At 63.1% G+C, this 23,193-nt stretch carries 20 protein-coding genes and 1 pseudogene; 9 read left to right on the plus strand and 12 right to left on the minus strand.

Features of this window, described 5'->3' with window-relative positions:
• Positions 1 to 160 precede the first annotated feature (160 nt).
• On the minus strand, positions 161 to 1,138 hold the full coding sequence (locus ACR9ZN_RS33745) for an ABC transporter substrate-binding protein (RefSeq protein ID WP_481274275.1): 978 nt from the start codon (positions 1,136 to 1,138) through the stop codon (positions 161 to 163).
• A 463-nt stretch (positions 1,139 to 1,601) separates the two neighbouring features.
• Between ACR9ZN_RS33745 and ACR9ZN_RS33750 the strand changes: the two genes are divergently transcribed.
• The 4 genes from ACR9ZN_RS33750 (at position 1,602) to ACR9ZN_RS33765 (ending at position 5,147) form a co-directional block, all read left to right on the plus strand.
• A complete protein-coding gene (locus tag ACR9ZN_RS33750) occupies positions 1,602 to 2,606 on the plus strand; it encodes a LacI family DNA-binding transcriptional regulator (protein ID WP_434959621.1) in 1,005 nt (334 codons plus the stop codon).
• 29 nt (positions 2,607 to 2,635) lie between these two features.
• Positions 2,636 to 3,901, plus strand: coding sequence for a D-tagatose-bisphosphate aldolase, class II, non-catalytic subunit (locus ACR9ZN_RS33755; RefSeq protein ID WP_481274276.1), 1,266 nt, complete (start codon positions 2,636 to 2,638; stop codon positions 3,899 to 3,901).
• A 68-nt stretch (positions 3,902 to 3,969) separates the two neighbouring features.
• Entirely contained in the window at positions 3,970 to 4,515 is a 546-nt protein-coding gene (locus ACR9ZN_RS33760) for a sigma-70 family RNA polymerase sigma factor (RefSeq protein ID WP_454816737.1), read from the plus strand.
• On the plus strand, positions 4,512 to 5,147 hold the full coding sequence (locus tag ACR9ZN_RS33765; RefSeq protein WP_454813571.1) for an NrsF family protein: 636 nt from the start codon (positions 4,512 to 4,514) through the stop codon (positions 5,145 to 5,147). The genes ACR9ZN_RS33760 and ACR9ZN_RS33765 overlap by 4 nt, the downstream gene beginning before the upstream one ends.
• A gap of 233 nt (positions 5,148 to 5,380) precedes the next feature.
• Here the strand turns inward: ACR9ZN_RS33765 and ACR9ZN_RS33770 are convergent, their stop codons facing one another.
• The 10 genes from ACR9ZN_RS33770 to ACR9ZN_RS33815 all read right to left on the minus strand — a co-directional run bounded on the left by ACR9ZN_RS33770 (position 5,381) and on the right by ACR9ZN_RS33815 (position 17,545).
• Positions 5,381 to 6,433 (minus strand): helix-turn-helix transcriptional regulator, encoded by a 1,053-nt coding sequence (locus ACR9ZN_RS33770; protein WP_481274277.1) that lies wholly within the window; start codon positions 6,431 to 6,433, stop codon positions 5,381 to 5,383.
• A gap of 236 nt (positions 6,434 to 6,669) precedes the next feature.
• Positions 6,670 to 7,494 carry an SDR family NAD(P)-dependent oxidoreductase gene (locus ACR9ZN_RS33775; RefSeq protein WP_481274278.1) on the minus strand — a complete coding sequence of 275 codons (825 nt, stop codon included), beginning with the start codon at positions 7,492 to 7,494 and terminating at the stop codon, positions 6,670 to 6,672.
• 9 nt (positions 7,495 to 7,503) lie between these two features.
• The gene (betC, locus tag ACR9ZN_RS33780; RefSeq protein WP_481274279.1) at positions 7,504 to 9,021 is read right to left on the minus strand and encodes a choline-sulfatase; all 1,518 of its coding nucleotides are present in this window, start codon (positions 9,019 to 9,021) and stop codon (positions 7,504 to 7,506) included.
• Positions 9,011 to 9,517, minus strand: coding sequence for an acetone carboxylase subunit gamma (locus ACR9ZN_RS33785; protein WP_454813574.1), 507 nt, complete (start codon positions 9,515 to 9,517; stop codon positions 9,011 to 9,013). Before ACR9ZN_RS33785 ends, betC begins: the two co-directional genes overlap by 11 nt.
• Positions 9,518 to 9,524: 7 nt before the next feature.
• A complete protein-coding gene (locus tag ACR9ZN_RS33790) occupies positions 9,525 to 11,720 on the minus strand; it encodes a hydantoinase B/oxoprolinase family protein (protein ID WP_454813576.1) in 2,196 nt (731 codons plus the stop codon).
• Positions 11,721 to 11,738: 18 nt separating this feature from the next.
• Entirely contained in the window at positions 11,739 to 13,892 is a 2,154-nt protein-coding gene (locus tag ACR9ZN_RS33795) for a hydantoinase/oxoprolinase family protein (protein WP_481274280.1), read from the minus strand.
• A 134-nt stretch (positions 13,893 to 14,026) separates the two neighbouring features.
• Positions 14,027 to 14,938, minus strand: coding sequence for a 2-dehydropantoate 2-reductase (panE, locus tag ACR9ZN_RS33800; protein ID WP_481274281.1), 912 nt, complete (start codon positions 14,936 to 14,938; stop codon positions 14,027 to 14,029).
• An 82-nt stretch (positions 14,939 to 15,020) separates the two neighbouring features.
• Complete coding sequence (locus ACR9ZN_RS33805; protein WP_434955967.1) at positions 15,021 to 15,494, minus strand: DUF2269 family protein; 474 nt, start codon at positions 15,492 to 15,494, stop codon at positions 15,021 to 15,023.
• The gene (locus ACR9ZN_RS33810) at positions 15,491 to 16,783 is read right to left on the minus strand and encodes an SDR family oxidoreductase (protein WP_481274282.1); all 1,293 of its coding nucleotides are present in this window, start codon (positions 16,781 to 16,783) and stop codon (positions 15,491 to 15,493) included. Before ACR9ZN_RS33810 ends, ACR9ZN_RS33805 begins: the two co-directional genes overlap by 4 nt.
• Before the next feature lie 66 nt (positions 16,784 to 16,849).
• Positions 16,850 to 17,545 (minus strand): helix-turn-helix transcriptional regulator, encoded by a 696-nt coding sequence (locus tag ACR9ZN_RS33815; RefSeq protein WP_481274283.1) that lies wholly within the window; start codon positions 17,543 to 17,545, stop codon positions 16,850 to 16,852.
• A 135-nt stretch (positions 17,546 to 17,680) separates the two neighbouring features.
• Between ACR9ZN_RS33815 and ACR9ZN_RS33820 the strand changes: the two genes are divergently transcribed.
• The 5 genes and pseudogenes from ACR9ZN_RS33820 to ACR9ZN_RS33840 all read left to right on the plus strand — a co-directional run bounded on the left by ACR9ZN_RS33820 (position 17,681) and on the right by ACR9ZN_RS33840 (position 22,095).
• On the plus strand, positions 17,681 to 18,136 hold the full coding sequence (locus ACR9ZN_RS33820) for a MarR family winged helix-turn-helix transcriptional regulator (RefSeq protein ID WP_434955970.1): 456 nt from the start codon (positions 17,681 to 17,683) through the stop codon (positions 18,134 to 18,136).
• The gene (locus ACR9ZN_RS33825) at positions 18,133 to 20,241 is read left to right on the plus strand and encodes an FUSC family protein (protein ID WP_481274284.1); all 2,109 of its coding nucleotides are present in this window, start codon (positions 18,133 to 18,135) and stop codon (positions 20,239 to 20,241) included. The genes ACR9ZN_RS33820 and ACR9ZN_RS33825 overlap by 4 nt, the downstream gene beginning before the upstream one ends.
• Positions 20,238 to 20,447, plus strand: coding sequence for a DUF1656 domain-containing protein (locus ACR9ZN_RS33830; RefSeq protein ID WP_454813586.1), 210 nt, complete (start codon positions 20,238 to 20,240; stop codon positions 20,445 to 20,447). The genes ACR9ZN_RS33825 and ACR9ZN_RS33830 overlap by 4 nt, the downstream gene beginning before the upstream one ends.
• Positions 20,444 to 21,301 (plus strand): annotated as a pseudogene (locus ACR9ZN_RS33835) (efflux RND transporter periplasmic adaptor subunit); the annotation flags it as partial. The gene ACR9ZN_RS33830 and the pseudogene ACR9ZN_RS33835, both read left to right, overlap by 4 nt.
• Before the next feature lie 200 nt (positions 21,302 to 21,501).
• Positions 21,502 to 22,095, plus strand: a complete 594-nt coding sequence (locus ACR9ZN_RS33840) for a hypothetical protein (RefSeq protein WP_481274285.1) — start codon at positions 21,502 to 21,504, stop codon at positions 22,093 to 22,095.
• A gap of 64 nt (positions 22,096 to 22,159) precedes the next feature.
• On the opposite strand, the gene ACR9ZN_RS33845 is transcribed toward ACR9ZN_RS33840, so the two are convergent.
• Complete coding sequence (locus tag ACR9ZN_RS33845; protein ID WP_481274286.1) at positions 22,160 to 23,068, minus strand: homocysteine S-methyltransferase family protein; 909 nt, start codon at positions 23,066 to 23,068, stop codon at positions 22,160 to 22,162.
• Between the last annotated feature and the right edge of the window lie 125 nt (positions 23,069 to 23,193).

Below are 23,193 nucleotides of genomic sequence, written 5' to 3' on the forward strand. Positions count from 1 at the left end.
CCGCCGGGCCAGAGCGTTTTCCAGAAAAGTTGACAGACTTTTCGATTAAGAAAACGCGTCAAAACAAAGAGTTAGAGAAAAATGGCAATTCGGAGAAAAGTCATTTTCCTCTAGAGCGTCCTGCTCCAAAGGCTCCGGCGGCGCAGATGCTAGGAAGGCCTCATTCCTTGTAGATGAAGGCGGCAACTTCCGGCTTCTCGACGTTGGACTTGTCCATCACGGTGAAGCCCGTGCCGATCGAGGCAGGGATCGATTGGCCAGTCAGATGGGCATAGGCGGAAAGCACGCCGAAATAGCCGATCTCCGCCGGATGCTGGGCGATGGCGATGTCGACCAGGCCGGACTTGATGTTGTCGACGATCGTAGCCGGAGCGTCGAAGGCGGCGACACGGATCTTGCCACTCTGGCCAGCCTGCTGCACGCCATTGGCGGCACCCAGAGCGGAGAACAGATTGGCGCCGAACACACCGGCAAGATCGGGATTGCGGGCGAAGACCGACTGCATCTGCGAAGCGGCCTTGTTGGCATCATTGTCGTTGAATTGCGTTTCAAGAACAGAGATGTTGGGATAATTCTTCATCTCGTCCTTGAAGCCTTCCTCGCGCTGATCCGTGGTCGAGATGCCCGGCTTCACATTGGATACATAGACCTTGCCCTTCTCGCCGATAGCCTTGGCGAGGGCACGGGCCGCGATGCGCCCGCCCAGAATATTGTCCGAGGCGACATAGGAGAGCGGGAAGTCGGCGTCACCCGCGCCGGTCTGATATTTGCCGGTGCCGATGAAGGTATCGACGGTGATCACCGGAATGCCAGCATCGATGGCCTTCTTCAGCGGCTGGACGAGCTGAACCTTGTCGGTCGGCGCAATCAGGATGGCGTCGGGCTTGCGCGCGATGACGGCATCGAGCACGGGCGTCTGCGTCACCGGGTTGAAGTCGGGCGCGCCCTGGAACACCAGTTCGGCTCCCACCACCTTGGCGGCTGCCTCTGCGCCCTTGCGCATGGAGATGTAGAAGGCGTCGGTGGTCAGGCCCGGGATGAGGGCGATGGTGTATTTCTTGTCCTGGGCCTGCGCCGGAGCGGCGAGCACGCTGGCCCCGATGGCAAGAGCCGCGAGGGCCGTAAGCAGTTTCCTCATGTCGTTTCCTCGGTTTGACGTAAGTCGGATCGATCCCTCCGGCACGGATCCTCTTCTGACGGGAGGTAGCCGGCCGGTCATGGCGGGAAAGGCCGCCGATCAAGGTGAGGAAAGAGATTTTGATTGCGGCCAACGCGAGTAAATTCGCGTCGCGCGCTCTCGTCTTCTCCCTCCCTGAATTTGTTTTTGTCTTTTATTAATTGTCAGACTATGGTTTTGCGTGATGAGCGTCAATTAAAGATATTGCTCATGGAAAAATTGACAAAATGTGCCTTGTTCGGAGGAAGGGTTTTGGCATTATCGCATTGAACTAAAACATTATATTTTTTGAGAGCAATGATCGGATCAAATTTCCGGGTGGCCAATTTTATGGCATGTAAAAAATAAAATTGTTTGCCTGTGTAAAAATTAAAGGCGAGCTGAACACGACAGGGAGCGGCGGTTGGTGCGAAAGATCAGGAACATGGCCGAGTTCGCCGAGCTCAGTGGCATTTCGCGGCCAACCGTGTCGAAATATTTCAACGACCCTGGCAGTGTGCGCAAATCGATCCGCACTCGCATCGAGCGGGCCCTGGCCAAGTATGACTATCGGCCGAACCTGTTTGCAGTGAACCTCAACCGAAAGCGGCCCAAGATCATCGGCGTGATCGTGCCCGATACCTCGGACATGTTCTATTCGGAGATGGTGCGTCACATCGAGCGACGCTGCGCGCAGGATGGTTACTTCGTGCTGGTGCTCTCCTCGCGAGGAGATGCCCTGCATGAGGCGCGTTCGGTGGAGACGCTGCTGTCGCTCAAGATTGCCGGAGCGATCATCGCCCCCCTCGGCGCCTATACCGATGCGACACGGATGGAGACCCTGCGTGCCCATATTCCCGTGGTCTATCTTGATTCCTCCCTGCAGGACGGCTCGCCCTTCGTCGGCACCGACAATGAGCAGAGCATCGGTCTGATCACCGATTATCTCTGCCGCACGGGGACGCCTCCCTGCTTCTTTGAAATGCCTGCGGTCAATCACAATGCCGCCGAGCGCAGCAATGCCTATGTCCAGGCAATGGAGCGGCTCGGCTTCCAGCCGGAGATCATCACTGTTGCAGGCAAGCCGGACTGGCGTTTCGAGGAAATTGCCTATGCCGAGGCCCTGCAGGTGATCGACGGCGCGGGGTTTCCGACCTCGACGGTGCTGTGCGCCAATGACCGTATCGCCGTAGGGGTGATGGCCGCAGCCTTCCAGCGCGGCCTGAAGGTCGGGCGTGAAGCCGATTGCCGATTGCGCGTCGCCGGCCATGACGACCAGCCCTATAGCCGTTTCGGCTGTCCGCCCTTGACCACGGTGGCGCAGGACTTTTTCCGCCTCGGCAATCTCGGCGTCGAGCTGCTGCTCGCCCAGGTCGAGGGCGAGGAACCTGCACAAGGACAGCAGCAATTGCGGCTCGAGGCACAATTGATGATGCGGGCTTCGGCCTGATTGCGATCCACATTTTACGGAGACCCTACATGACCAAGCTTCTCGACCTGGCCCCTGCGCGCCGTGCCGGAAGGCCGCGGGGCATCGCCTCGATCTGCTCGGCTCATCCGGACGTGATCGAGACGACGCTGGCACATGGCCGCGAGCGCGGGCGCGAGGTGTTGATCGAGGCGACCTGCAACCAGGTGAACCAGGAGGGAGGCTATACCGGCATGACGCCAGCCGATTTCAGGCGTTTCGTGCTCGGGAAGGCGAAGGCAGTCGGCTATGACACGACCGGGCTGATCCTTGGCGGCGATCATCTCGGTCCCAATCCCTGGCGCCATCTCGACGCGGAAGAGGCGATGGCCAAGGCCGAGGCGATGATGGCGGCCTATGTCGTGGCGGGGTTTGGCAAGATCCATCTCGATGCCAGCATGGGCTGCAAGGGCGAGCCCGAGGCGCTCGACGACGAAACCACGGCCAGGCGTGCCGCCCGCCTGACCTGGGTGGCGGAGCAGACAGCCCGCGACAATGGGTTGCCTCTGCCGGTCTACATCATCGGCACCGAGGTGCCGGTGCCGGGGGGCGCCTGGCATGCGCTCGACAGCCTGCAGCCGACCGCGGCGGGAGCGGCACGCCAGACCATCGAGACCCATCGGACCATCTTTCGCCAGCAAGGCGTCGAGGCGGCGCTGGAGCGCGTGATTGGTCTAGTGGTGCAGCCCGGCGTCGAATTTGGCCATGAGGATGTGGTGGTCTACCGGCCCGAGAAGGCCCGGGATCTCATCGGCGTGCTGGGCAACGAGCCCTCCCTCGTGTTCGAGGCCCATTCCACCGACTACCAGCCACGGGAAAAGCTGGCGCAACTGGTGGCCGATGGCTTTGCCATCCTGAAAGTCGGGCCCGGCCTGACCTTTGCCTGGCGCGAGGCGCTCTACGGCCTCGATCTCATCGCCGGGGAACTCGATGCCTCCTATGGCGAACGCTCGCTGGCCAAGGCGATGGAGGCCCTGATGCTGGCCGAACCCGGCTACTGGCAGCGCTATTATCAAGCCGATGCCGCCGGCCAGCACGTGCTGCGCCATTATAGCTACAGTGACCGCATCCGCTATTACTGGCCGCATCCGGTCGCGGCCCGCGCCGTGGCGCGCTTGTCGAAGGCGTTGGCAGGGCGCACCTTGCCACCCACTTTGGTGCATCAGTTCGTGCCTGCAGCGGCGGGGCATGACGGACCGCTGGACATGGCCGTTTGCCTCTCTCTGGCCATACGCTCGGTGCTGGACGATTATGCCGGGGCGACGGCGGTGCAGTGAGTCGGCGCCGGCATTTGGTAACAAAGCCGTGAGACCGGCCGTAGAGAGGAAGGCTCGTGCATAATCCCATGCGCGAAGAGGAGTGGGCGGCATGGTTGCGGCAGTCGATCGCTGGGGACGCACCGGCTTATCGGCGGTTCCTGCAGTCGGTGACGCCCTATCTGCGCGGCACGGCGCGCCGCTATTGCGAGCGTTTCGGTGCCCCATCGGCGGAGGTCGAGGACGTCGTGCAGGAAGTGCTGCTCGCCATTCATCTCAAGCGTGGAACCTGGGACCAGTCGCGCCCGCTCGGTCCCTGGCTTTCGACGATCGTGCGCAACAAGATGATCGATACCATGCGCCGTCGGGGACGGCAGGTGATGGTGCCGATCGAGGACGTGATCGAGATTCTCGAAGCGCAGGAGCCGGCAACCGTGCTGTCCCAGCATGAGGCCGAGAAAATGCTGGCGCATCTGAAACCGCCGCAGCGGGACATCGTGGAAGCCATCTCCCTAGGGGGCGTCAGCATCCGGGAGACGGCTGCAAAGTTGAAGATGACGGAAGTGGCCGTGCGCGTTGCTTTGCATCGGGGCCTCAAGAAGCTCGCAGCGCTCTATCGGAGTGACCAGTCGTGAAGACCGACGATCTCATCAATGCCATTTCGGAAGATGCGCCGGTCAGATGGTCCCTCGGCAGGGCTTTCGGACTGGCGGTGATCGTCGGTACGGCTTTTTCGGCCGCGCTTTTCTTTCTGGGCTTCCGTCCTCGTCCCGATATCGCCGCGGCGGCCGAGACATGGCGTTTCCTGTTCAAGTTCGTGGTGACGGCATCACTGGCCGTTTCGGCCTGTGGCCTGATCCTGCGCCTGGTCAAGCCGGGTGCACAATCGGGGGGATGGCGCCTTGCTTTGGTCGTTGCACCCTTGCTCTTGATTGGCGCAGTCGCCGTGGAAATGATGGTCATGCCGCCCGCCAGTTGGGGAACACGCTGGATGGGCGTCAATGCCCGCTATTGCCTGATGTTGATACCCTTGCTGGCGCTCGGGCCGTTGGCCTGCATTCTCTATGCCCTGCGCCAGGGCGCTCCCGAGAACCCCGGCAGGGCCGGGGCGGTGGCAGGCCTGGCCGCCAGCGGCATCGCGGCAACCCTTTATGCCAGCCACTGCGTGGACGACAGCCCGCTTTTCGTCGCCACCTGGTATAGCCTGGCGACAGGTATCGTCACCGTCTTGGGATATATCGCCGGCCGTCGTTTGCTGCGCTGGTGAGCACGGCATGGCCTCGTGGCCATCGACATGCTCTGCAATGAAGCGGGTATTTTGAATATCCCTGCAATATGTTGTTATTGTTATTTGTTCTTTGAATTTGAATCTGACTTCCAGGGCGGTGGCTATTTTCCGATAGCCATCACCAAGCCGCTTTGCTTTTTTGCGCGGAAACGAATGATTTGGTTTGAGCCCTATGGTTATCATTCTGTAAAGACTGGTTTTTTTGGGAGAGTCTAGCCGTTCGATCGATGCCTCTGCAGCGCCTGGATATAGGTGAGGAAGAGTTCGCGCTCCGACGTGATGTCCAGCTTTTCATAGATGCGAAGCCGGTGGTTCTTCACCGTCCCACGCTGGAGCTTGAGGCGCTGGGCAATGGTGGCGGTAGGGTGGCCTTCGAGCACCAGCTTGACGATGTCGATCTCCCGGGGCGTGAGGGTCGGATTGAGCTTGGAGATGATCGTCTGGTCGTAATCCGTTGAAGAGGATGCCGATTTCTCTACCGTGAACAGCCAACCTTCCGGTGCGGAGCCATGGGTTGGCGAGATACGGGTCCTGTGCAGAACGGTGGCGTCGTCCAGTATGGCTTCCCCGGCATTCTCGGCCGTCAGCCGTTCGACGGCACGCGGCAGGCCGGCATCCCTGCTTTCCAATTCCCGCCAGGCCTCCGATGCGTGGACGACGCAGCCTTCGAGGTCGCGCAGCATGATGGCCAGCGGCAGGGAGACGCCGCCTGCGCCGCGCCCGATCGCCGCCGCCAGGACCGCATTGACATGCGCGCTCTCCAGCCCGGCAAATAGGGGATAGAAATCTTCCATGGCCGTGCGTTCACTGTCGAGGAAGCGGCCGATGCGACGTTCCAGGAACAAGGCAACGCTGGCCCGTCCCATGGCGGGAAGGAAGTAACCAAGTTCGTCGGTGATGCTGGATTCCTGCAGGAATTCGCGGACATAGCGGCTCTGCCGGGTGGCCGTGGCCGGAAACATGTCGAGGCTGACGACGCCGGGCCGTTCCGTCTGCGCCCAATAGCGATGGAACGGGTCGAAGACATGGAAGGTCGTCTCATATTGGCGGGCCAGGGCATCCGAGAAACCGTGATGCATGAGGAAGCTCGGCCGGCCGACCGCCGAATATCGCACCATGGTGGCGATGTCGTGCGAGACCAGGGAACGGAAGGCCGCGAGCAGGGCGACATAGAAGTCGGATGTTCCTACCAGCCGGGCGGCCTCTCCGATGGCAGCATTGACGGTGGCGAGCGGAAGGCCGGAAGCGATCAGGGAAGATTTCATCCGTACATTCCACGCCGAAGTCGCATTCGGCCACAGGTGCTGTCTGACATAAGTGAGACGCTGCCTTTGTCATGCCCGGACCCTGGCCCAGGCATCCAGCGGCCCCGACTCCGATAACCGGAAGGGAGTTGGATTTCCGGGTCAAGCCCGGCAATGACAAAGGTCGAGCTAATTTAATCCGTCTATTGACCCGCAAACCCTTAGCATAGAGGGAGGGTAGCGTTCCCTGAAGCTTTCTACCAGAGCGCTCCCCCGGTGATCTGGATGTTTTCGGCCGTGATGCCTTTGGCGGCCTGGCTGCAGAGAAAGACAGCGAGACCAGCCACTTCGTCGGGTTGGATGATGCGCTGCTGCGGATTCTGAGACGCAATCCGGGCCATGGCGCTTTCCAGGCTTTCCCCCTTGCCGTCGCGCTCGGCGACCTGGGCGACGTTGCGGCGCATCAGCTCGGTCTCCACCCAGGTCGGTGAGATCATCACGGCCGTGACGCCATGCGGCGCTCCTTCCAACGCCACGCAGCGCGTCAAGCCCAGCAAGCCGGATTTGGAAGCGCAATAGGCTGGATTGTCCTTCCAGCCGACACTGGCGGCCGTCGAGCCGATATTGATGACGCGGCCCCAGCCCCGCGCGATCATGCCGGGCAGGAGGCTGCGCGTGGTGCGAAAGGCCCCGGTGAGATTGGTGTCGAGGATCTTGTCCCAGAGTGCGTCGGAATGGCCGCTGACCGGCTGTTCGGCCGTGGTACCGGCGGCGTTCACCAGGATGTCGATGGGGCCGCAGGCTGTTTCGGCCGCCTCGATGAAGGCCTCGATGATCTCGCTGGAGCGCACGTCGAGATGGCCGGCATGCACCTTGACGCCCTCAGCATCGAGCATGGCGCGCACGCGCTGCAGTTCAGTCCGCTCGGGATAGGCGGCGGCATCGCCCAGGCGCGTGCCTTCGCCGATATAGGAGCCGACCGCGACATTGGCGCCGACGCTCGCCAGAGCCTGTGCGATGGCGAGGCCCTGGCCGGTGAGGCCGCCGGTGATAAGCGCGGTACGGCCTTTCAAGCTGGTCATGGTCTTCCCTTATGGCCGGATGAATTCACGGGCCTCGGCCTCGTGATACGACTTCGTCCCGCGATAATATTGCAACGAAGCATCGCTCCAGGGCTGATAATCCCAGGGCGTGATCTTGCCGGTGCTCAGCGCCTTGTAGACGAGGCGGCGCCGACGTTGGCTGGCGATGATTTCCCGCTTGAGCCTGGACATGTCCCACCGGCGCTCGACCTCGCCGAGCATGTCCCGCACCACGCCCGCATGTCCCGGATCTCCTGCGAGGTCATGCACCTCGTCCGGATCGGCTTCCATGTCGAAGAGCTGCGGCGGGTCGTGCTCGACATAGGTGAATTTGTAGCGGCCCTTGCGCAGCATCACATAAGGGGCCGCCACACCCTCCGACATCAACTCGCTGACCGCGATACGGTCGTCGGCGTCCTGTCTCAGGAGGGAGAGCAGGCTGCGCCCGTCGGGACCTTCTGGGTAATCGTTCCATTCCGGGCCAGCGGCAATCTCGACCAGGGTCGGCAGAATATCGACGAGGGAAGCATTCGCCTTGATGCGGGCGCCTGCCGGCACGTTGGGGCCGGCCATGAGCAGGGGCACACGCGACGACCAGTCATAGAAGCTCATCTTGTACCAGAGGCCGCGCTCGCCAAGCATGTCGCCATGATCGGCGAGGAAGATCACGATGGTGTCCTTGCCATGCCCGGAGCGCTCGAGCGCATCGAGAACCTCGCCAACTCGCTCGTCGAGATAGGACACGCTGCCGTAATAGGCGTGGCGGGCAGCGCGCACATGCTCATCGCCGACCCCGAACTCTCCGCGATCATATTGTTCCCACAGCCGCCGTGAATGCGCGTCCCGTTCGGCTGGAGGAATGAAAGGCACGCGGGGCATGTCGATCTTGTCGTGATCGTAGAGATCCCAGAACCGTTGCGGCGTCACATAGGGATCGTGCGGATGGGTGAAGGAGGCAACGAGTAGGAAGGGGCGATCGTCGCTGTCGCGCGCCTGGTCGAACAGCCAGCGCCGGGCGTTGTGCGCGACCTCCTCATCATAGTCCTGCTGCAGGGCCCGTTCGGCTATGCCGGCGTCGCTGACGTTCTTCATGTTGTGGAACCAGTCCATGGTCCGCCACGGATCGTCCCAGTCGGCCGTCCAGTTGAAATCGGAGGGACAGATGTCGGTCGTTACCCGTTCTTCGAAACCATGCAACTGATCGGGCCCGATGAAGTGCATCTTGCCCGACAGGCAGGTCCGGTAGCCGAGCACGCGCAGATAATGGGCGAAGGTGGGAACATCAGACGGGATCTGCGCGGCATTGTCCCAGGCCTGAATGTTCGAACACAGCCGCCCAGTCATCAACGCCAGCCGCGCGGGAGCGCAGAGGGGAAAGTTGGAGTAGAAATTGTCGAAGACCGCACCGGTTTTGGCGATGCGGTCGAGGTTGGGGGTCTTCACAACAGGATGGCCGTAGACGCCGAGCGCCGGGGCACCCAACTGATCGGCCATCAGAATGAGGATGTTGGGGGACTCATCGAGCATCTCCCTCGGGTTCAAGAGGCCGCTTGAGCCATTCGCGATAGAAGCCCTCCAGATCCGGCTCGAAATCATGCACGATCGGATAACCGGGAGCGGCTGCCTCGACCTCATGAAGGGTGCCGCAAGACTGGCAGAGGAATTCCCGGATTTCCATCCATTCCGGATCGGGGATATCGGAATTGGGATAGATCTCGCGCAGGGCCTCCTTGGTCCGACGCACGCGGATATGGGCACCGAGTTTCCAGTTCTTCCTGTAATGCCCGAACTCCTGGCCGCATTCGCATTTGGTAACGCGGCCATTCGGCGTGTCGGCGATGAAGAGGTGATCGCCGACCGGCAGCAGGATCGGGTCCTTCCAGGCCATCCGCTCCTGCAGGACCTGGATATAGGTGTGGAAACGGTCGTCGTCCTTATAGGCGCTCATGATCTGCCGGGTCTGGTGCCAGGGCAGGCTGCCTGCAACGAGTTCGCGAATGGTTTCCTTGGGATAGCTGGACATGCTGACCTCAGTAGTGAACCGTGAAGGAGGCGTCGAGGCCCCAGAACTTGCGGAAGTCGGCGGCAAAGCGCGGCGAGAGCTTCATCGCATTGGCGTGCATCTTGGCGACCTCGGGCGCGAAGTCGCTGGCGGCGACGCGCTTGGCCTCCTCGGCGATCCAGGCCGAGACAGGCACGGACGTCGCGATGCGTTCAGCCCGCATCTTCTCGCGCAAGGCGGCGGTGGCGGCGAGATCGGCCTCCAGCCGATCCGTCTGCGGGACTTCCCGGATGACGATGCCGAATACCTGCTCGGATGCTTCCGGGGTGAGGTAGCCGTTTTCCACATCCTGCGCGGTCTTGATCGGATCGCGCTCCAGCACGTCGCCGTAACCGCCGCCGCCATTATAGGAATGGGTGAAGATGTCGCCGGACTTGTGCGGCGCGGTGATATAGGGGCCTTCCTCGGTGATGTGCCGGCCTTCGACCAGTTTCTCCAAGTCCGAATGGGCCGGGTCAGTGCCGATGGTGTGGGGGAGAGGCCGCCTGTCGGCGATGATCTCGGCAAGATTGGTATCGCGCACGGCCCGGTGCATCTGGCAGGTCGGCGCAGGATAGCCGCCGCACATGCCGCCATTGTCGAAGACTCGCGAGGAGTGCTCCGAGGTCATCAGGCGTAGATGCGACGTCTTGTTGATCAGCCAGGTCGAGATGAAGGCACAGCCGCCGCGATACTTGCCCGACCCGCCGGAGTTGGGCAGGATCGAGCGGCCGATATAGAGCATCGGCATGTTCTGTTCCCATATCTCGATATTGCCCATGTCGGATTCCGGGTTCCAGCCGACATAGGCGGTGTCGAGCCCGTCCTTGATGGCGAGGGCACCTGAGCCGGCAGCCGCGCATTCGAAATGGGCCATGCCGAACAGGGTGCCATATTGGCTCTCGCCGCCCATCTCGATCATCGGCGAGTTGACTTGGCCGACGAAGACCTCCTCGACGAAGCCGCGGGCGAGAAAACCGCGGGAGAGCAGGCGCTGGAACACGCCATAGGCTGGCAGCAGCAGGGCCCAGGAGGTCGCTGTCGCGACCATCTCGTTGTCGGGGTTGGTCCAGGTGCCCTTGGGCAGTTTCAGTTCAGTGGCGAGCCAGGCGCCATCATTCACCAGGCCCTCGAAGTTCATGTGTTGGGTCAGGGTGACGAACATCCCGCCATCCATGCCGGCCGGCGTGCAGTTCATCGAATGATAGCCCCAGGGCTGGGTGCCCTCGAAGTCGAGTGTGATCTTGCCGTCGGTGGTGATCTCCATCTCGACGGGTATGTTGTAGAGCCAGTTCGGATCGCCCAGGGGCTGGAAACCCGGTTTGCCCTCGGTGACATGGCCATAGAAGGTGTGGCCGCGATAAATGCCGGGCACGGTAAGCTGGCGCGTGCGGGCGAGCTGGCTGATGCGGCCTTCCTCGATGAATTCCTTGGAGATCTGCTTCCAGTAATCCAGGCCGATCTCGTCGACGAGGGCGATCAGGTTTTCCCGGATGTCGATGCACGACGCGACCTTGGCCTTTTCGTCGAGCACCCAGTAGATCGGCATACGCAGATTGCGCTCGCAACGGATGACGTAATCGCGGCGGATCTCGTCATTCGTGCCGATCTTCTCGGCACAGACGAACAGGCCTTCGGTAAAGCGCTCCTGGGCCAGGCAGACGTCGCCACCCGGCGTGATGCCGCCGGCCTCGAGCTCGTGGCAGACGGCGCCGGCCCAGCCGATCAGTTCACCCGAATGGAAGATCGGCACCACGTCCATCACGTCGGGCACCTGCACGGTGCCGATGAAGGCGTCGTTGTTGGCGAAGATGTCGCCGGGATTGATGCCCGGATCGGCTTCATAGCCTTCGCGGATCATCCATTTGATGAAGCGGCTCATAGTGTGGACATGGACCATGATGCCGTTGGAGAGCGCGATGGCATCGCCCTCCGGCGTGTAGAGGGCGACGACCATCTCGCCGACCTCGCGTACGCCGGGTGAGGCGGAGATGCGGCGGGCCATTTCGCGCGCCGAGACGCAATAGGCGCGCAGCTTGGTATGTAGTGTCTCGAATTTCAGAGGATCCTGCTTGCGCAGCTTCAGCGAGGTGATGCCATCATAGCAGCCGGTTTCTTCCATCAGCCGCTCGGATTCCAGCATCCGTTCGCGAAGCGGCATGCGTGCTTTCACGTGGTCCAGCATGGGTTTAATCCTCTTCGCTCAAGCGTGGCGGTAATGCAGCAGCGTCCACTCGTCGATGAAGACGCTGTCGCCGGGATGGACCACCAGCGTGGTGGCGGGATGTTCGATGATGGCGGGACCCTTGACCTCGTGGCCGGGCTGAAGATCGTCCATCTCGTAGAGGTCGGCCTTGTGCCAGCGGCCGCCCATATAGGCTTCACGCGTACCCTTATGGGCCGGGGCCGGATTGGTCGCGCCCAGCGGACGCCTGAGCAGGGTCGGCTTCACCTTGTCGGCCGTGGCGATCAGGCCGAGTTCCATCACCGAATAGCCGGCCGAACCGTAGCGTGAGACGCGGTGGTTGATCTTGCCATAGACCTCTTCGAAGGCGGTGATGATGGTGCGCATGTCATCCGCCGTTGCCGCCTGATGGAGCGGCGCGAGCACCTCCACGTCTTCGAGTTGGCCCGTGTAGCGCATCATCAGGAAGGGCTCGGTCCGGATCTTGTCGAGAGCGTGCCCGTCAGCGACCATTTCCTTGACGGCGGCGTCGCGCAATTCTTCCCACACGCCCGAGATCCGGGCCGCTGTCGCTGCCAGGTGGTCATCGCCGGCCGAGCTCGAAATGTCGATCTGCGTCGAGATCGAGTGGCGGCGCATATAGTCGGCCGTGGTACAGCCGAAGGCCGAGAAGGCTGCGGCGAACTGGAAGGTGATGATGTCGCGGAAGCCGATGCCGCGGCTACAGCCGGCCAGATGCAGTGGCCCGGAACCGCCATAGGAGAGCAAGGTGAATTCGGAAGGATGGATGCCCTGGCCCGAGATCACGCGTCGCAGAGCATTGTTGGCGTCGGCCTCCAGCATCTCGATCATGCCTTCGGCCGCCTCGTGCAGAGGCACGCCGAGGATGTCGGCGCATTGCTCCTTGAAGGCCCGTGTCGCCTTCTCCACGTCGAGCTTCACCTTGCCGCCGAGGAAATAGTTGGGGTTGAGACGTCCGAGAATGGCGTCGCAATCGGCGATGGTCGGCCGGGTGCCACCCCGGTTGAAGCAGATCGGTCCGGGATCGGAGCCGGCGCTCTCAGGGCCGAGGCTGATCTTCCGGGTCAACGGGTCGACCTTGAGGATCATGCCGGCGCCGGCACCGATGGTGTCGAGATGCAGTGTCGGTACGTTGAGTTTGAACCGGTCCATGATCGGTTCGTTCTCAATGCGGGTCTGGCCGCGGGTGATCACGCCCATGTCGAAGGAGGTGCCGCCCATGTCCGAGCAGATCAGCGAGTCGTTGCCGATCAGCTTGCCGACATAGGCTGCGCCGAGAATGCCGCCAATCGGACCGGAGATCATGGTTTCGTGCAGGCGGGGATGGTCGATCGAGGTGAGGCCGCCGAAGGAGAGCAGCGTCTGCACGCGATAGCGGTAACCGTGTTTTTTCGAAATGTCCTCGATGCCCTTGAGCTGCCTGCGACCGCGCGAGGTGGCATAGGCTTCGATCAGCACCGAGTTGAGGCGGGACTGCTCGCGGATGACGGGGCGGACCTCATGGCTGGTATAGACCAGGATCTCGGTGCCCGCCGCGGCGATCTCCTCCCGGGCGATCTCGGCGATCCGCTTCTCGTGCGCCGGATTGACATGGGAGAACACCGTCATGATGCAGATGGCGTCGACCTTGTCAGCAATCAGCTTGCGTACCGCCGCGACGACTTCATGCTCATAAAGCGGGATGATCACATCGCCGAACTGGTCGACGCGCTCGGTGACCCCATGCGTGCGGCGCCGCGGCACCAGGGGATCCGGATGGTGATGGGTGATGGCGTGCAGGCGATCGGCATAGGAATAGTCGGCCCAGGCCTGCAGGCCACGGCCCATCAGGATCATATCCTCCAGGCCCTTGGTGGTGATCAAGCCGAGCTTGCGTCCCGTACGCGAGAGCAGGGTGTTGAGCATGCCGGTGCCGGAGTAGAGCACCACGTCGATGCCGGAGAACAGATCGTCCAGCGAGATGCCCCAGGCATCGGCTGCATCGGCGGCCGAGATGATGAAGCCTTCCGATTCATCGCGCGGCGTGGTCGCTGCCTTGCCGATCTTGAAGTGGCCGTTGCCGTCGACCAGGATCGTGTCGGTCATGGTGCCGCCGGCATCGATGCCGATGACGATGGGGTTGCCGATTGTCTCTGCGCCTGCCGTTGTCATCGCGGTTCCCGTCCCAGATGAGGTTGGGGAACAAGCTAGGCGGGGGGCGGCGCGATCCGCCATGTGCCTGCGGTCACTATCGGGGAGCGTGGACATCGCGACATGCAAGCATGTCGTGATGTCCACGCTCCAGATCATCTTGCCTGATAGATCGTCAGATTTGTGTAAGCCGCTGACAACAGGGGTGTTTCCATTCCTGCCTCCTGAGCTCGCACCAGCAGGTCCCCGATGATCTGATCCGCCTCGATCGGCGCGCGTTTCTGCAGGTCCCGATACATCGAGGACGCCATGGCCGAATCCTTCTGGGTCAGCATCGAGAGCGCCATGTTCAGGATGGGCTCGCCGGGCAGCTTGCCCACGGCTTTCACCACGCCGACCACCTCCTCGAAGAAGCGTTGCACGAAGGCGCGGCCGCCTGGTGCCGCTTCGATCTCGCCAACCGAGCCGCGCATCAGGCAGCAGATGCCGCCAAGGCTGGCAAGCGTGATCCATTTGCCCCACATGTCGCGCTCGATGTCATCGGAAAGCTTGGCGTTGAAGCCAGCCCCCTGCATGGTCGCATCGACTGCCTCGACGCGCTCGGACCGCTCGCCACTCATCTCGCCGTAGATGAGGTTATGCATGGGCGTGAGCTGCACGATGCGATCCTCGTCGTCGATGGTGGCGGCGATCAGGCAGACGCCGCCGAGCAGAGCCTTCTCGCCGAAGCGGGCCTTGATGAGATCGACATGGCGCATGCCGTTAAGCACAGGCAGGATCATCGTCTCGGAAGCGACGGCGGGTGCGATGTCATCAAGGGCAGCTTCGAGCCCATAGGCCTTCACGGTGAGCAGCACAAGGTCGTAGGGAGCGGAGATGCTGCCGGTGGTGACCAGCTTCGGAGCAAGGTCGGCATTGCCGAACGGGCTGACGATCCTGAGGCCTTCCTTCCGCAGCTTTTCCGCTCGCGCGGGCCGAACCAGTAAGGTGACGTCACGGCCCGCCTGCATCAGGCGGCCGCCAAAATAGCCGCCTGTCGCGCCAGCACCGACAACCAGGATGCGCATGGTCCCTCCGCCATTGGTTGGCTGTATTCGAGCCTGAGGTATAGGTCTCCGTGAATTCGCGGACAAGCAAGCCAGGCCTGCACTATCCGAATTGCGGCTTCATCAGCATCAGCCAGAGAATGGCGAGTACGGCGAAGAAAGCCGGAAAACCGCAGGCAAACCAGATGCGGAAAAGCCTGTAATAGTCTGAAGGAAGAGCCGAATTTTCTTGCACGGCCTTCCTGGCGAGATCACGCATTTTGACCTGGATGACGACGACGGGCAGCCAGAACAGGCCGGTGAAGACGTAGAGTCCCAGAGACAGCGCGATCCAGGGCGAGCTCAGCGGCCAGCCTATCTCCAGGGCCAGGAGGGCGCCGGTGAGAGGCTGCAGCACCACGGCGGTGGCGGTGAACAGAAGGTCCGCCGTAACCACGGTGCCGGCGACATGTGCGATCAGCCGGGCATCGTCGGTGCGGTGGGCGACGAGCATGAAGAAGGCGATGCCCGCCCCGGTGCCCAACAGCACGGTCGCCCCGATCACATGGAGCCAGAGCAGCAGGTCGGCATAGGTCATCGCGCATCCTTGATGGCGAGCGCCACCAAGGCGAGCACGGCCGCCGGTAGCGTCTTGAGGAAGGGACCGAGCGGATCGAGCCAGAGATCGGGCGTGAACGCGCTGCCGGCAAGCAAATAGGCGAGGGTGATGCCGATCATGCCGATCGCTGCAGCCGGCATCGTCCGTCGCCAAAGCATGGCTGCGCCGAGCAGGATGTCGACGATGGCACCGCCATGGACGAAGAGGGCCGCGGTAATCGGCGCAAAGCCTCGCGCTGTCAGCACGGCCTCGGCTTGGTTCGCCGCGATGAGACCAATCAGTCCCGAGAGCAGCCAGAACAGGCCCAATGTCGTGACGATAATCGGCTTGAGCAGGAAGAGGCGCGCGAACCAGCGTTCGCGCACTGTGCCGCCGATGGCTTCGAGGATCTCCGGCAGGGCTTTGAGCGAGCGGCCGTTTGCGGCCCCGAGCGGCGCCGGATCGCCATCAATGCCGGCCAGTATCTGGTCGAGCGAGGTCGTGCGCATCGGCGGGCGCCAGCCGAGCAGGCCCGCCACATCGCCGAAGCGAAAGCCAAGCCGGAAGATCCACAGGGGCCAGCGGACGAAACGGGCGGGCGGCAGGCCGAGCCTTGCCCGCAGCGTGGCGACGATCTCCCGGAGGCTATGCGCTTTGTCCTCGACGAGATCATAGATGCGCCGATGCGGCAGCCGTCCTTCCACTACGGCCAGGGCGGTTGCGGCGACGTCGTCGAGCGCCACGCTGCGGATCGATGGCGCGGGCGGCAGCGGAATGAAGCCCGGCAGGCTGGCGAGGGCGTGCAGCAGGGCACTGCCGCCATAGGCCGAGGAGCCCAGCACCAGGCCGGGACGCAAGATGGTCCAGTCGAGCGACGAGCCCTCCAGCGCCTCGTCGGCATTGCCCTTGCTGCGCATGAACACCGTGGCGGCGTCAGGCGAGGCGCCGACGGCGGAGATCTGGACGACATGCCTGACTCCGGCCTGCTCGCAGGCCTCGAAAAGGGCGACGATGGCCAGGGACTGGGTCACCATCACATCGTCGCCAGGGCCGCTCTGCAGCACGCCGGCGGCATTGATCACGGCATCGATATCGTTCAGGAGCGGGCGCCACGCCTCGGCGCTTATGAGATCCTTGAGGTCGTGCTGAAGCCAGCGCGCACGGGGTTCGAGCAACCGCGCCTGGCCGACGGAACGACCGAGACCCGTGACCTCGTGGCCGGCCGCGAGCAAAGCCGTAACGATGGCCGAGCCGATCAAGCCGTAACCGCCGGGAACGAGAATATGCATGGAGGCCGTTTGCCCGGTTTGCCATGGCGAGGCAAGCAAGAAGAAGAGCTGGTGCGCAGTAGGGGGCTAGCGCTTGGCGATTTCGTCCATCACGGCACGCCAGGTCTTCACCAGTTGGCTGCGCCGTCCGGGATAGCGCTCGCCGATCTCGCTGGCGGCCGCGATGCGATCGGTGCGGAAATGGCGGAAGTCTTCACGCAACTCGCACCAGGCGGCGAGCATGCGCGCCTCGTTCATGAAGCCGATGGCAATCGGCCAGATCACGCGGGTGGTCGCCTGGCCATTGAGGTTGCCATAGTCGATGCGCAATTTGGTTTGGGCACGGATGGCGCTACGAAACACCTCGATCGCGACCCTGTTGTCGGGGAAGCCCTTGTGGCTGGGTCCGGGCAGGGCGATCGGATTGCGGGCGATTTCCTGCGCTGCAGGCGGCAGCACCGCCTCGATCTTGGCGAGAGCCTCCCGGGCCGCGCCGCCCAGCGTGTCGTCGCCGCGCTGCTCGACATAGCGCAGTCCAAGCACGATGGCCTCGGTCTCGTCCTCCGAGAGCATCAGAGGGGGCAGGAACAAGCCGGGCCGCAGGATATAGCCGATGCCGGCTTCGCCCTGGATGGGAGCGCCCTGGGCGACCAGTTCGGCGATGTCGCGATAGAGCGTGCGTTCGGAGACGGCGAGTTCCTCAGCCAGGGCAGCCGCCGTCACCGGCCGGCGCTTGCCGCGCAGGATCTGCAGGAGCGAGAGGAGGCGGCTCGTTCGGGCCATGGCGTCTCATCCGACGTGGAACCGTTATTCTATACGCCCGACTGACAGATGATGTCAGGAGGCTTTCTCTCGTTCGGCGTTACCGGGCGCAATAAATAATTTGCATGCTTTTAATTAGGATGCTAATTATTAGGCATGGAAAAGATTGACGCCTTGCGCTTTGCATTGACCGGGAAAACCCAGCAGATCGGCCGCCATTGGCGCCGTCTGGTGCATGACATCGTCGCGGCCCACGGCGTCTCCGACGCCGCTGCGGTGCCGCTCATCCAGATCGAGCGCATGGGCGGCGGCGTCAATCAGACCGAAGTCGCCGATGCGATCGGCATCGAAGGAGCCTCCCTGGTGCGCCTGCTCGACCAGCTTTGTGTCAGCGGCCTGATCGAGAGGCGCGAGGGCGCAGATCGCCGGGCCAAGACGCTCTGGCTGACGGCCGAGGGCGAAAGGGTGACAAGCGTGATCGAGCAGGAGCTCGTCGCCTTGCGCGCCCGCATTCTTGGCCATGTGTCGCAGGAGGACATCGAGGCAACGCTGCGGGTGTTCCGCGCCATCGAGGAGGCGTCGGCCCGCCAGCAGGCGGAGGCGGCGACATGACCGCCGGCTTTCCCCTGCCGACCGTTCGGGACTGGGTCTTCTCGCTCAAAGCTTTCTCGGCCTCGATGGTGGCGCTCTATATCGCGCTGGCCGCCGGGCTGGAGCGGCCCTATTGGGCGATGGCGGCTGTTTATGTCGTCGCCAATCCCCTGGCTGGGGCCACGACGTCGAAAGCGCTCTATCGGGCACTCGGCACCTTCATCGGCGCGGCCGGGTCGATCCTGCTACTGCCCATTTTCTCGTCCGCGCCCGAATTGTTCATCATCGTCGTCGGCCTGTGGACCGGCGTCTTCCTGTTCGTCTCCCTGCTGGACCGCACGCCGCGCAGCTATGTCTTCATGCTGGCGGGCTACACGCTTCCCCTTATTGCATTGCCCACCGTCAATGCGCCGGACACGATCTTTGACGTCGCCATTTCGCGCGCCGAGGAGATCACGCTCGGCATCGTCTGCGCCGCCTTGGTGAACTCCCTGTTCTTTCCGGCTCGGATCGGGCCCGTGCTTGCGCAGCAGATCAAGGGCTGGCTGCGTGATGCGGGAGCTTGGGCGAGCGCCGTGCTCACGGATGGTGCCGGAACAGGCGCCACGCCCGAACGCCAGCGCCTGGCCAGCGACATCCGGGCGATGGACATGTTGATCAGCCAGCTCAGCTATGACACGGCGAACCAGGCGACCGTGCGCGTCGCCAACGAGCTGCGAGGGCGCATGGCCTTGCTCCTGCCGCTGTTGTCGTCCCTGGACGACCGTCTGGCCGCCTTGCATGAGACGAGCGGGGAGGTCGCCGGAATCGAAGCCCTGCGTGCGCGCCTGCTTGATTGGATGCGCTCGGGAGAGGGCAATGAGCGCGGCGCGGCCGACCGACTGCTTGCCGATATTTCCGCGTTGGAGCCCAAAAGCGATCCAGGCAGCGACCAGCAGGCGCAATGGCCTGCCTTGGTGCTTTCGAGCACCTTGGAACGCATGAAGGAACTGGTCGATCTGTGGGAGGATTGCCGCCAACTGCAGCGGCAGATCGAACTCGGCGACCGCATCAGCCGCTGGCGACCGACCTTCCGCATGCGCCGGACCGTCGGCAAGGTTAGCCACTACGACTATGCGCTTCTGACCTTCCAGGTCGGCTCGGTAGTGCTCGCCACCATCCTGTCCGGCCTGATGTGGATATGGACCGGCTGGAGCGAGGGATCGGGCTGTGTGATCATGACGGCGGTCGGCTGCTCCTTCTTTGCCGCCATCGACAACCCGGTCAACCAGATCCGCAGCTTCACGGTGTGGATGACCATCAGCGTCGGCTTGTCGGCGGTGTATCTCTTCGCCCTTCTGCCGCTTGCCCATGACTATGTCGGGCTGGTGGTGATGTTCGCCGTACCGTTCATTCTCGTCGGGACGCTGGTGTCGCGCCCGCAGTTCAACATGATCGCCATGCTGCTGGCGGTGAACACGGCGTCCTTCGTCGGGTTGCAGGCCAATTACAGCGCCGAGTTCGCGGCCTTCATGAACTCGTCAGTTGCCTCGATCCTCGGCGGTGGCTTTGCCCTGGTCTGGACCCTGGCCACCAGGCCCTTCGGTGCGGCCTTGGTCGCCAAGCGTCTGGTCAAGGCCGGCTGGGCGGACATTGCCGCGACCTCGCGCGGCGGGCGCAATGCCGACGCCAATGCTTTCGCCGGTCGTGTCTTCGATCGGCTCGGCCAATTGGTGCCGCGGCTGGCCCAAGGCGTCAGCGAGGATGTGGCAGCGGCCGATCTCCTGGTGGAACTGCGGGTCGGCATCAACGTGCTCGATCTGCAGAGGCTGAGAAGCAAGTTGTCGTCCACACAGCGCCGGCGCTTGCAGCATTTGCTCGATGCCATCGCCCGATTCTACGGCACGCGGGCGGCGACGGGCAGGGCGGTCGATCCTCCGGCTTCGCTGCTGGGCGCCATCGACGAGGCTCTGTCGGATTTTGCGCAAGGCGTGGAGCAGAGCGTGCGCCGGAATGCCGTACAGGCGCTCGTCGGCTTGCGGCGCGCCCTCTTTCCCGCTTCGCCGGCACCCGTGAACCTGGCCGCACCCGCAGCCATGCCCGCCCTTGCCGAACTGGGGCTCGCCAAAATGGAGTTGGCATCGTGAACGCCGACATCGATATCTTTGGCGTCTATGTGCCGAGCCTGATGATCCTCGCGCTCGTCGCCATCATCGCCAATCTCCTGATCCGCTCTGCATTGGCCAGGGCTGGCGTCTATCGCCTGGTCTGGCACCGCTCCCTGTTCGATCTCGCATTGTTCGTCATCGTGCTGAGCGGCTTGTTTTCCATCTTTCAACGGTTCGTATCGTGAAACGCTTTTTTGCCTCGCTGGGGCGAGTCCTCATTACCCTCATCGTCGTCGTCATCGCTGCCGGTTTCGGCTGGCGGCTGTGGGACTATTATATGAACGACCCATGGACCCGAGATGGCCATGTCCGGGCCGATATCGTCGGCATCACGCCGGACGTGTCCGGGCTGGTCAGCGAGGTGCTGATCCGCGACAACCAGGAAGTCCATCGCGGCGACGTTCTCATCCGCATCGATCCCAAGCGCTTCGAGCTCGCCTTGCAGCAGTCCGATGCGGCCGTCTCCGGCACCAAGGCCACGCTCGAGCAGGCGCGGCGCGACTATGTGCGCTACAGTGAACTGGGCAAGGACGTGGCATCCGCCCAGAAGATCGAGCAATCCTTGGCAAGCCAGGACGTTGCGAGCGCCAATTACCAGCAGGCCCTCGCCAACCAGGCGGTGGCCAGGCTCAATCTTGAACGCTCCGAGATCAAGGCGCCGGTCAATGGGGTGATCACCAACTTCCACCTCAATCCCGGCGACTATGTCGCGGCGGGCAAGGCGGTGACCGCGCTCATCGATACCGACTCCCTGCGCGTCGAGGGCTATTTCGAGGAAACCAAGCTGCCTCGGATCGCGGTGGGAGACCCCGTCGACATCCATCTGATGGGTCAGCCGGCCGTCATCAGCGGCCATGTCGAGAGCATCGCCGGTGGCATCGAGGATCGCGAGCGCAGCGACGGCTCGAATCTTCTGGCCAACATCAACCCGACCTTCTCCTGGGTGCGTCTGGCCCAGCGCGTGCCGATCCGCGTGGCGCTCGACAAGCTGCCGGAGGGCTTCCGCCTGGTGGCGGGCCAGACGGCGACCGTCACCGTCAAGTCGAAGCCGCCACAGGTCGGCACCGGTGGTTCGGGGGGACGAGTAAATCCTGAGAAGAATATCGAGGCGCGTCTGCGGGCGTGCGGTGTCGCCTCGATCTTTCGAGCTCCCAAAGTTGGAGCAGATAAGCGTTCAATCGTGAACGCGCTTGGCTCCCGGTCTATAGAGTAGCGTTCCTTTGCCGCTGAGGACTCTTCATGACCGCGCTGATGACCGCCGAACTTGCCTGGTACGCCACCGGACGCTTCTACCGTGCCAATGACGGCTTGTTGGCGGATTACGGCTACTTCCTGCATTTGCCGTTCCCGGACGCGCTGCTGTTCGACGGCACTCCTGCCGAAACCAGCGCTCACTTCACCTTTGCCGCCACGCCGTTCAAGGCGGATGGGATCGACAATGGCGCATTGTCGCTTGGGCTCGACCCGGTCGGTGAATTCTCCCTGTATCTGCAGCGGCGGCCAGGGGCGACCTTTGCCGATCCGGCCTCCTTTGCACAGGGCGAATGTATCGCCACCTTTCGCCGCACCAGCCTGGTGGTCGGCACCACGGTTGCAGCTTCGCTCACTGCGGCGAGCGTGGCCATCGTGGGTACCAATGTGTTCTCGGCCCGTCTGACCGCCAGTAATCCGTTCGACTTCGGTGGAAGGCGCTACGATCTCGCACAGGCCGTCGGGGCGGGTATCACTCAATTTGGTACCGCGGCAACCACGCCGATCGCGCCGCCGCCGACGGGTTACGATCTCGTCTTGCCTTTCACCGGATCGGCCATTGCCCTGGGCAGAGCCGGCTAGGGCGATTATGGCGCCGGAGACTCTCTACCTGGGGTGGGCGTGAGGCGCCGATCCGAGGCAGTCTTTAGCGCCTCAAGGCCGCCGCGAGATCATGAATGTGCCGGGCACCGATGCCGCAGCATCCGCCGATCAGGGTGGCGCCCGCATCGGCCCATTCGCAGGCAAAGCGCGAATAGGTGGTAGCCGTCAGGTCCTCGCGCGTGCCATGCAGGGTCTCGTTGGCGGCGCCATCTCCTTCCTGTTCTTCAAAGGCATTGGCATAGACACCGATTTCGAGGTCGGATTGCCGTTCGTCCAGCAAATGGCGGGCCACGCGTACGGCCTTGCCCATCACCTCGGGGCGGCTGCAATTGAAGAGCAGCGCTCCAGCCCCCGACCCGGCCGCCCAGGCGGCGGCATCGGCCACGCTTTCGCCGGAGCGCAGCCGTGGCTCGTCGTCCTCGGCCCCCATCTCGTCGGCCAGGGTGAAGGAGACCCAGAAGGGCTTGCCGGTGGCGGCAACGGCCTGACGCACGGCCTCGCCCTCGGCGATCAGGCTGAGGGTTTCGCCAAGCCAGACATCGACATGAGGCGCGAGGCCGGCGACCAGAACGCTGAGATATTCCTGGGCACGGGAGGGATCGAAGCGCTGCGGTTCATAGGAGCCGAAGATCGGCGGCAGCGATCCCGCGACTAATACCTTGCGGCCGGAACTGTTGTCGGCGGCCTGCCTTGCGAGCCGGCCGGCGAGGTCGATCAGGGCAGGCCCTTGCTCGCGGAAGCGCTGCTCACCGATGTGGAAGGGGACCAGGGCATAGCTGTTGGTGGTGATCACCTCGGCGCCGGCTTCGATAAACTCGGCATGAACTCGGCGGACGGTATCGGGGGTTTCCATCAATGCGAGGGCCGACCATTCGGGCTGGCGCAATTCTGCTCCGAGGCGAAGCAGTTCCCGGCTCATGCCGCCATCGAGAATCCGGATCGTTCCAGGCATGTAGCGCACTCCATCCATGATGCAAAAGCCACTAGCTGTCCTCACGTCGGAGAGCAAGGTGTTGCTGGAGGAGGCAAGGGCAGAAGAGGTGCGTTCGCGATGCCGGGTGGCGGGCATGACCGCGA

It is taken from the genome of Labrys sp. HAY1-8F (assembly GCF_056754975.1).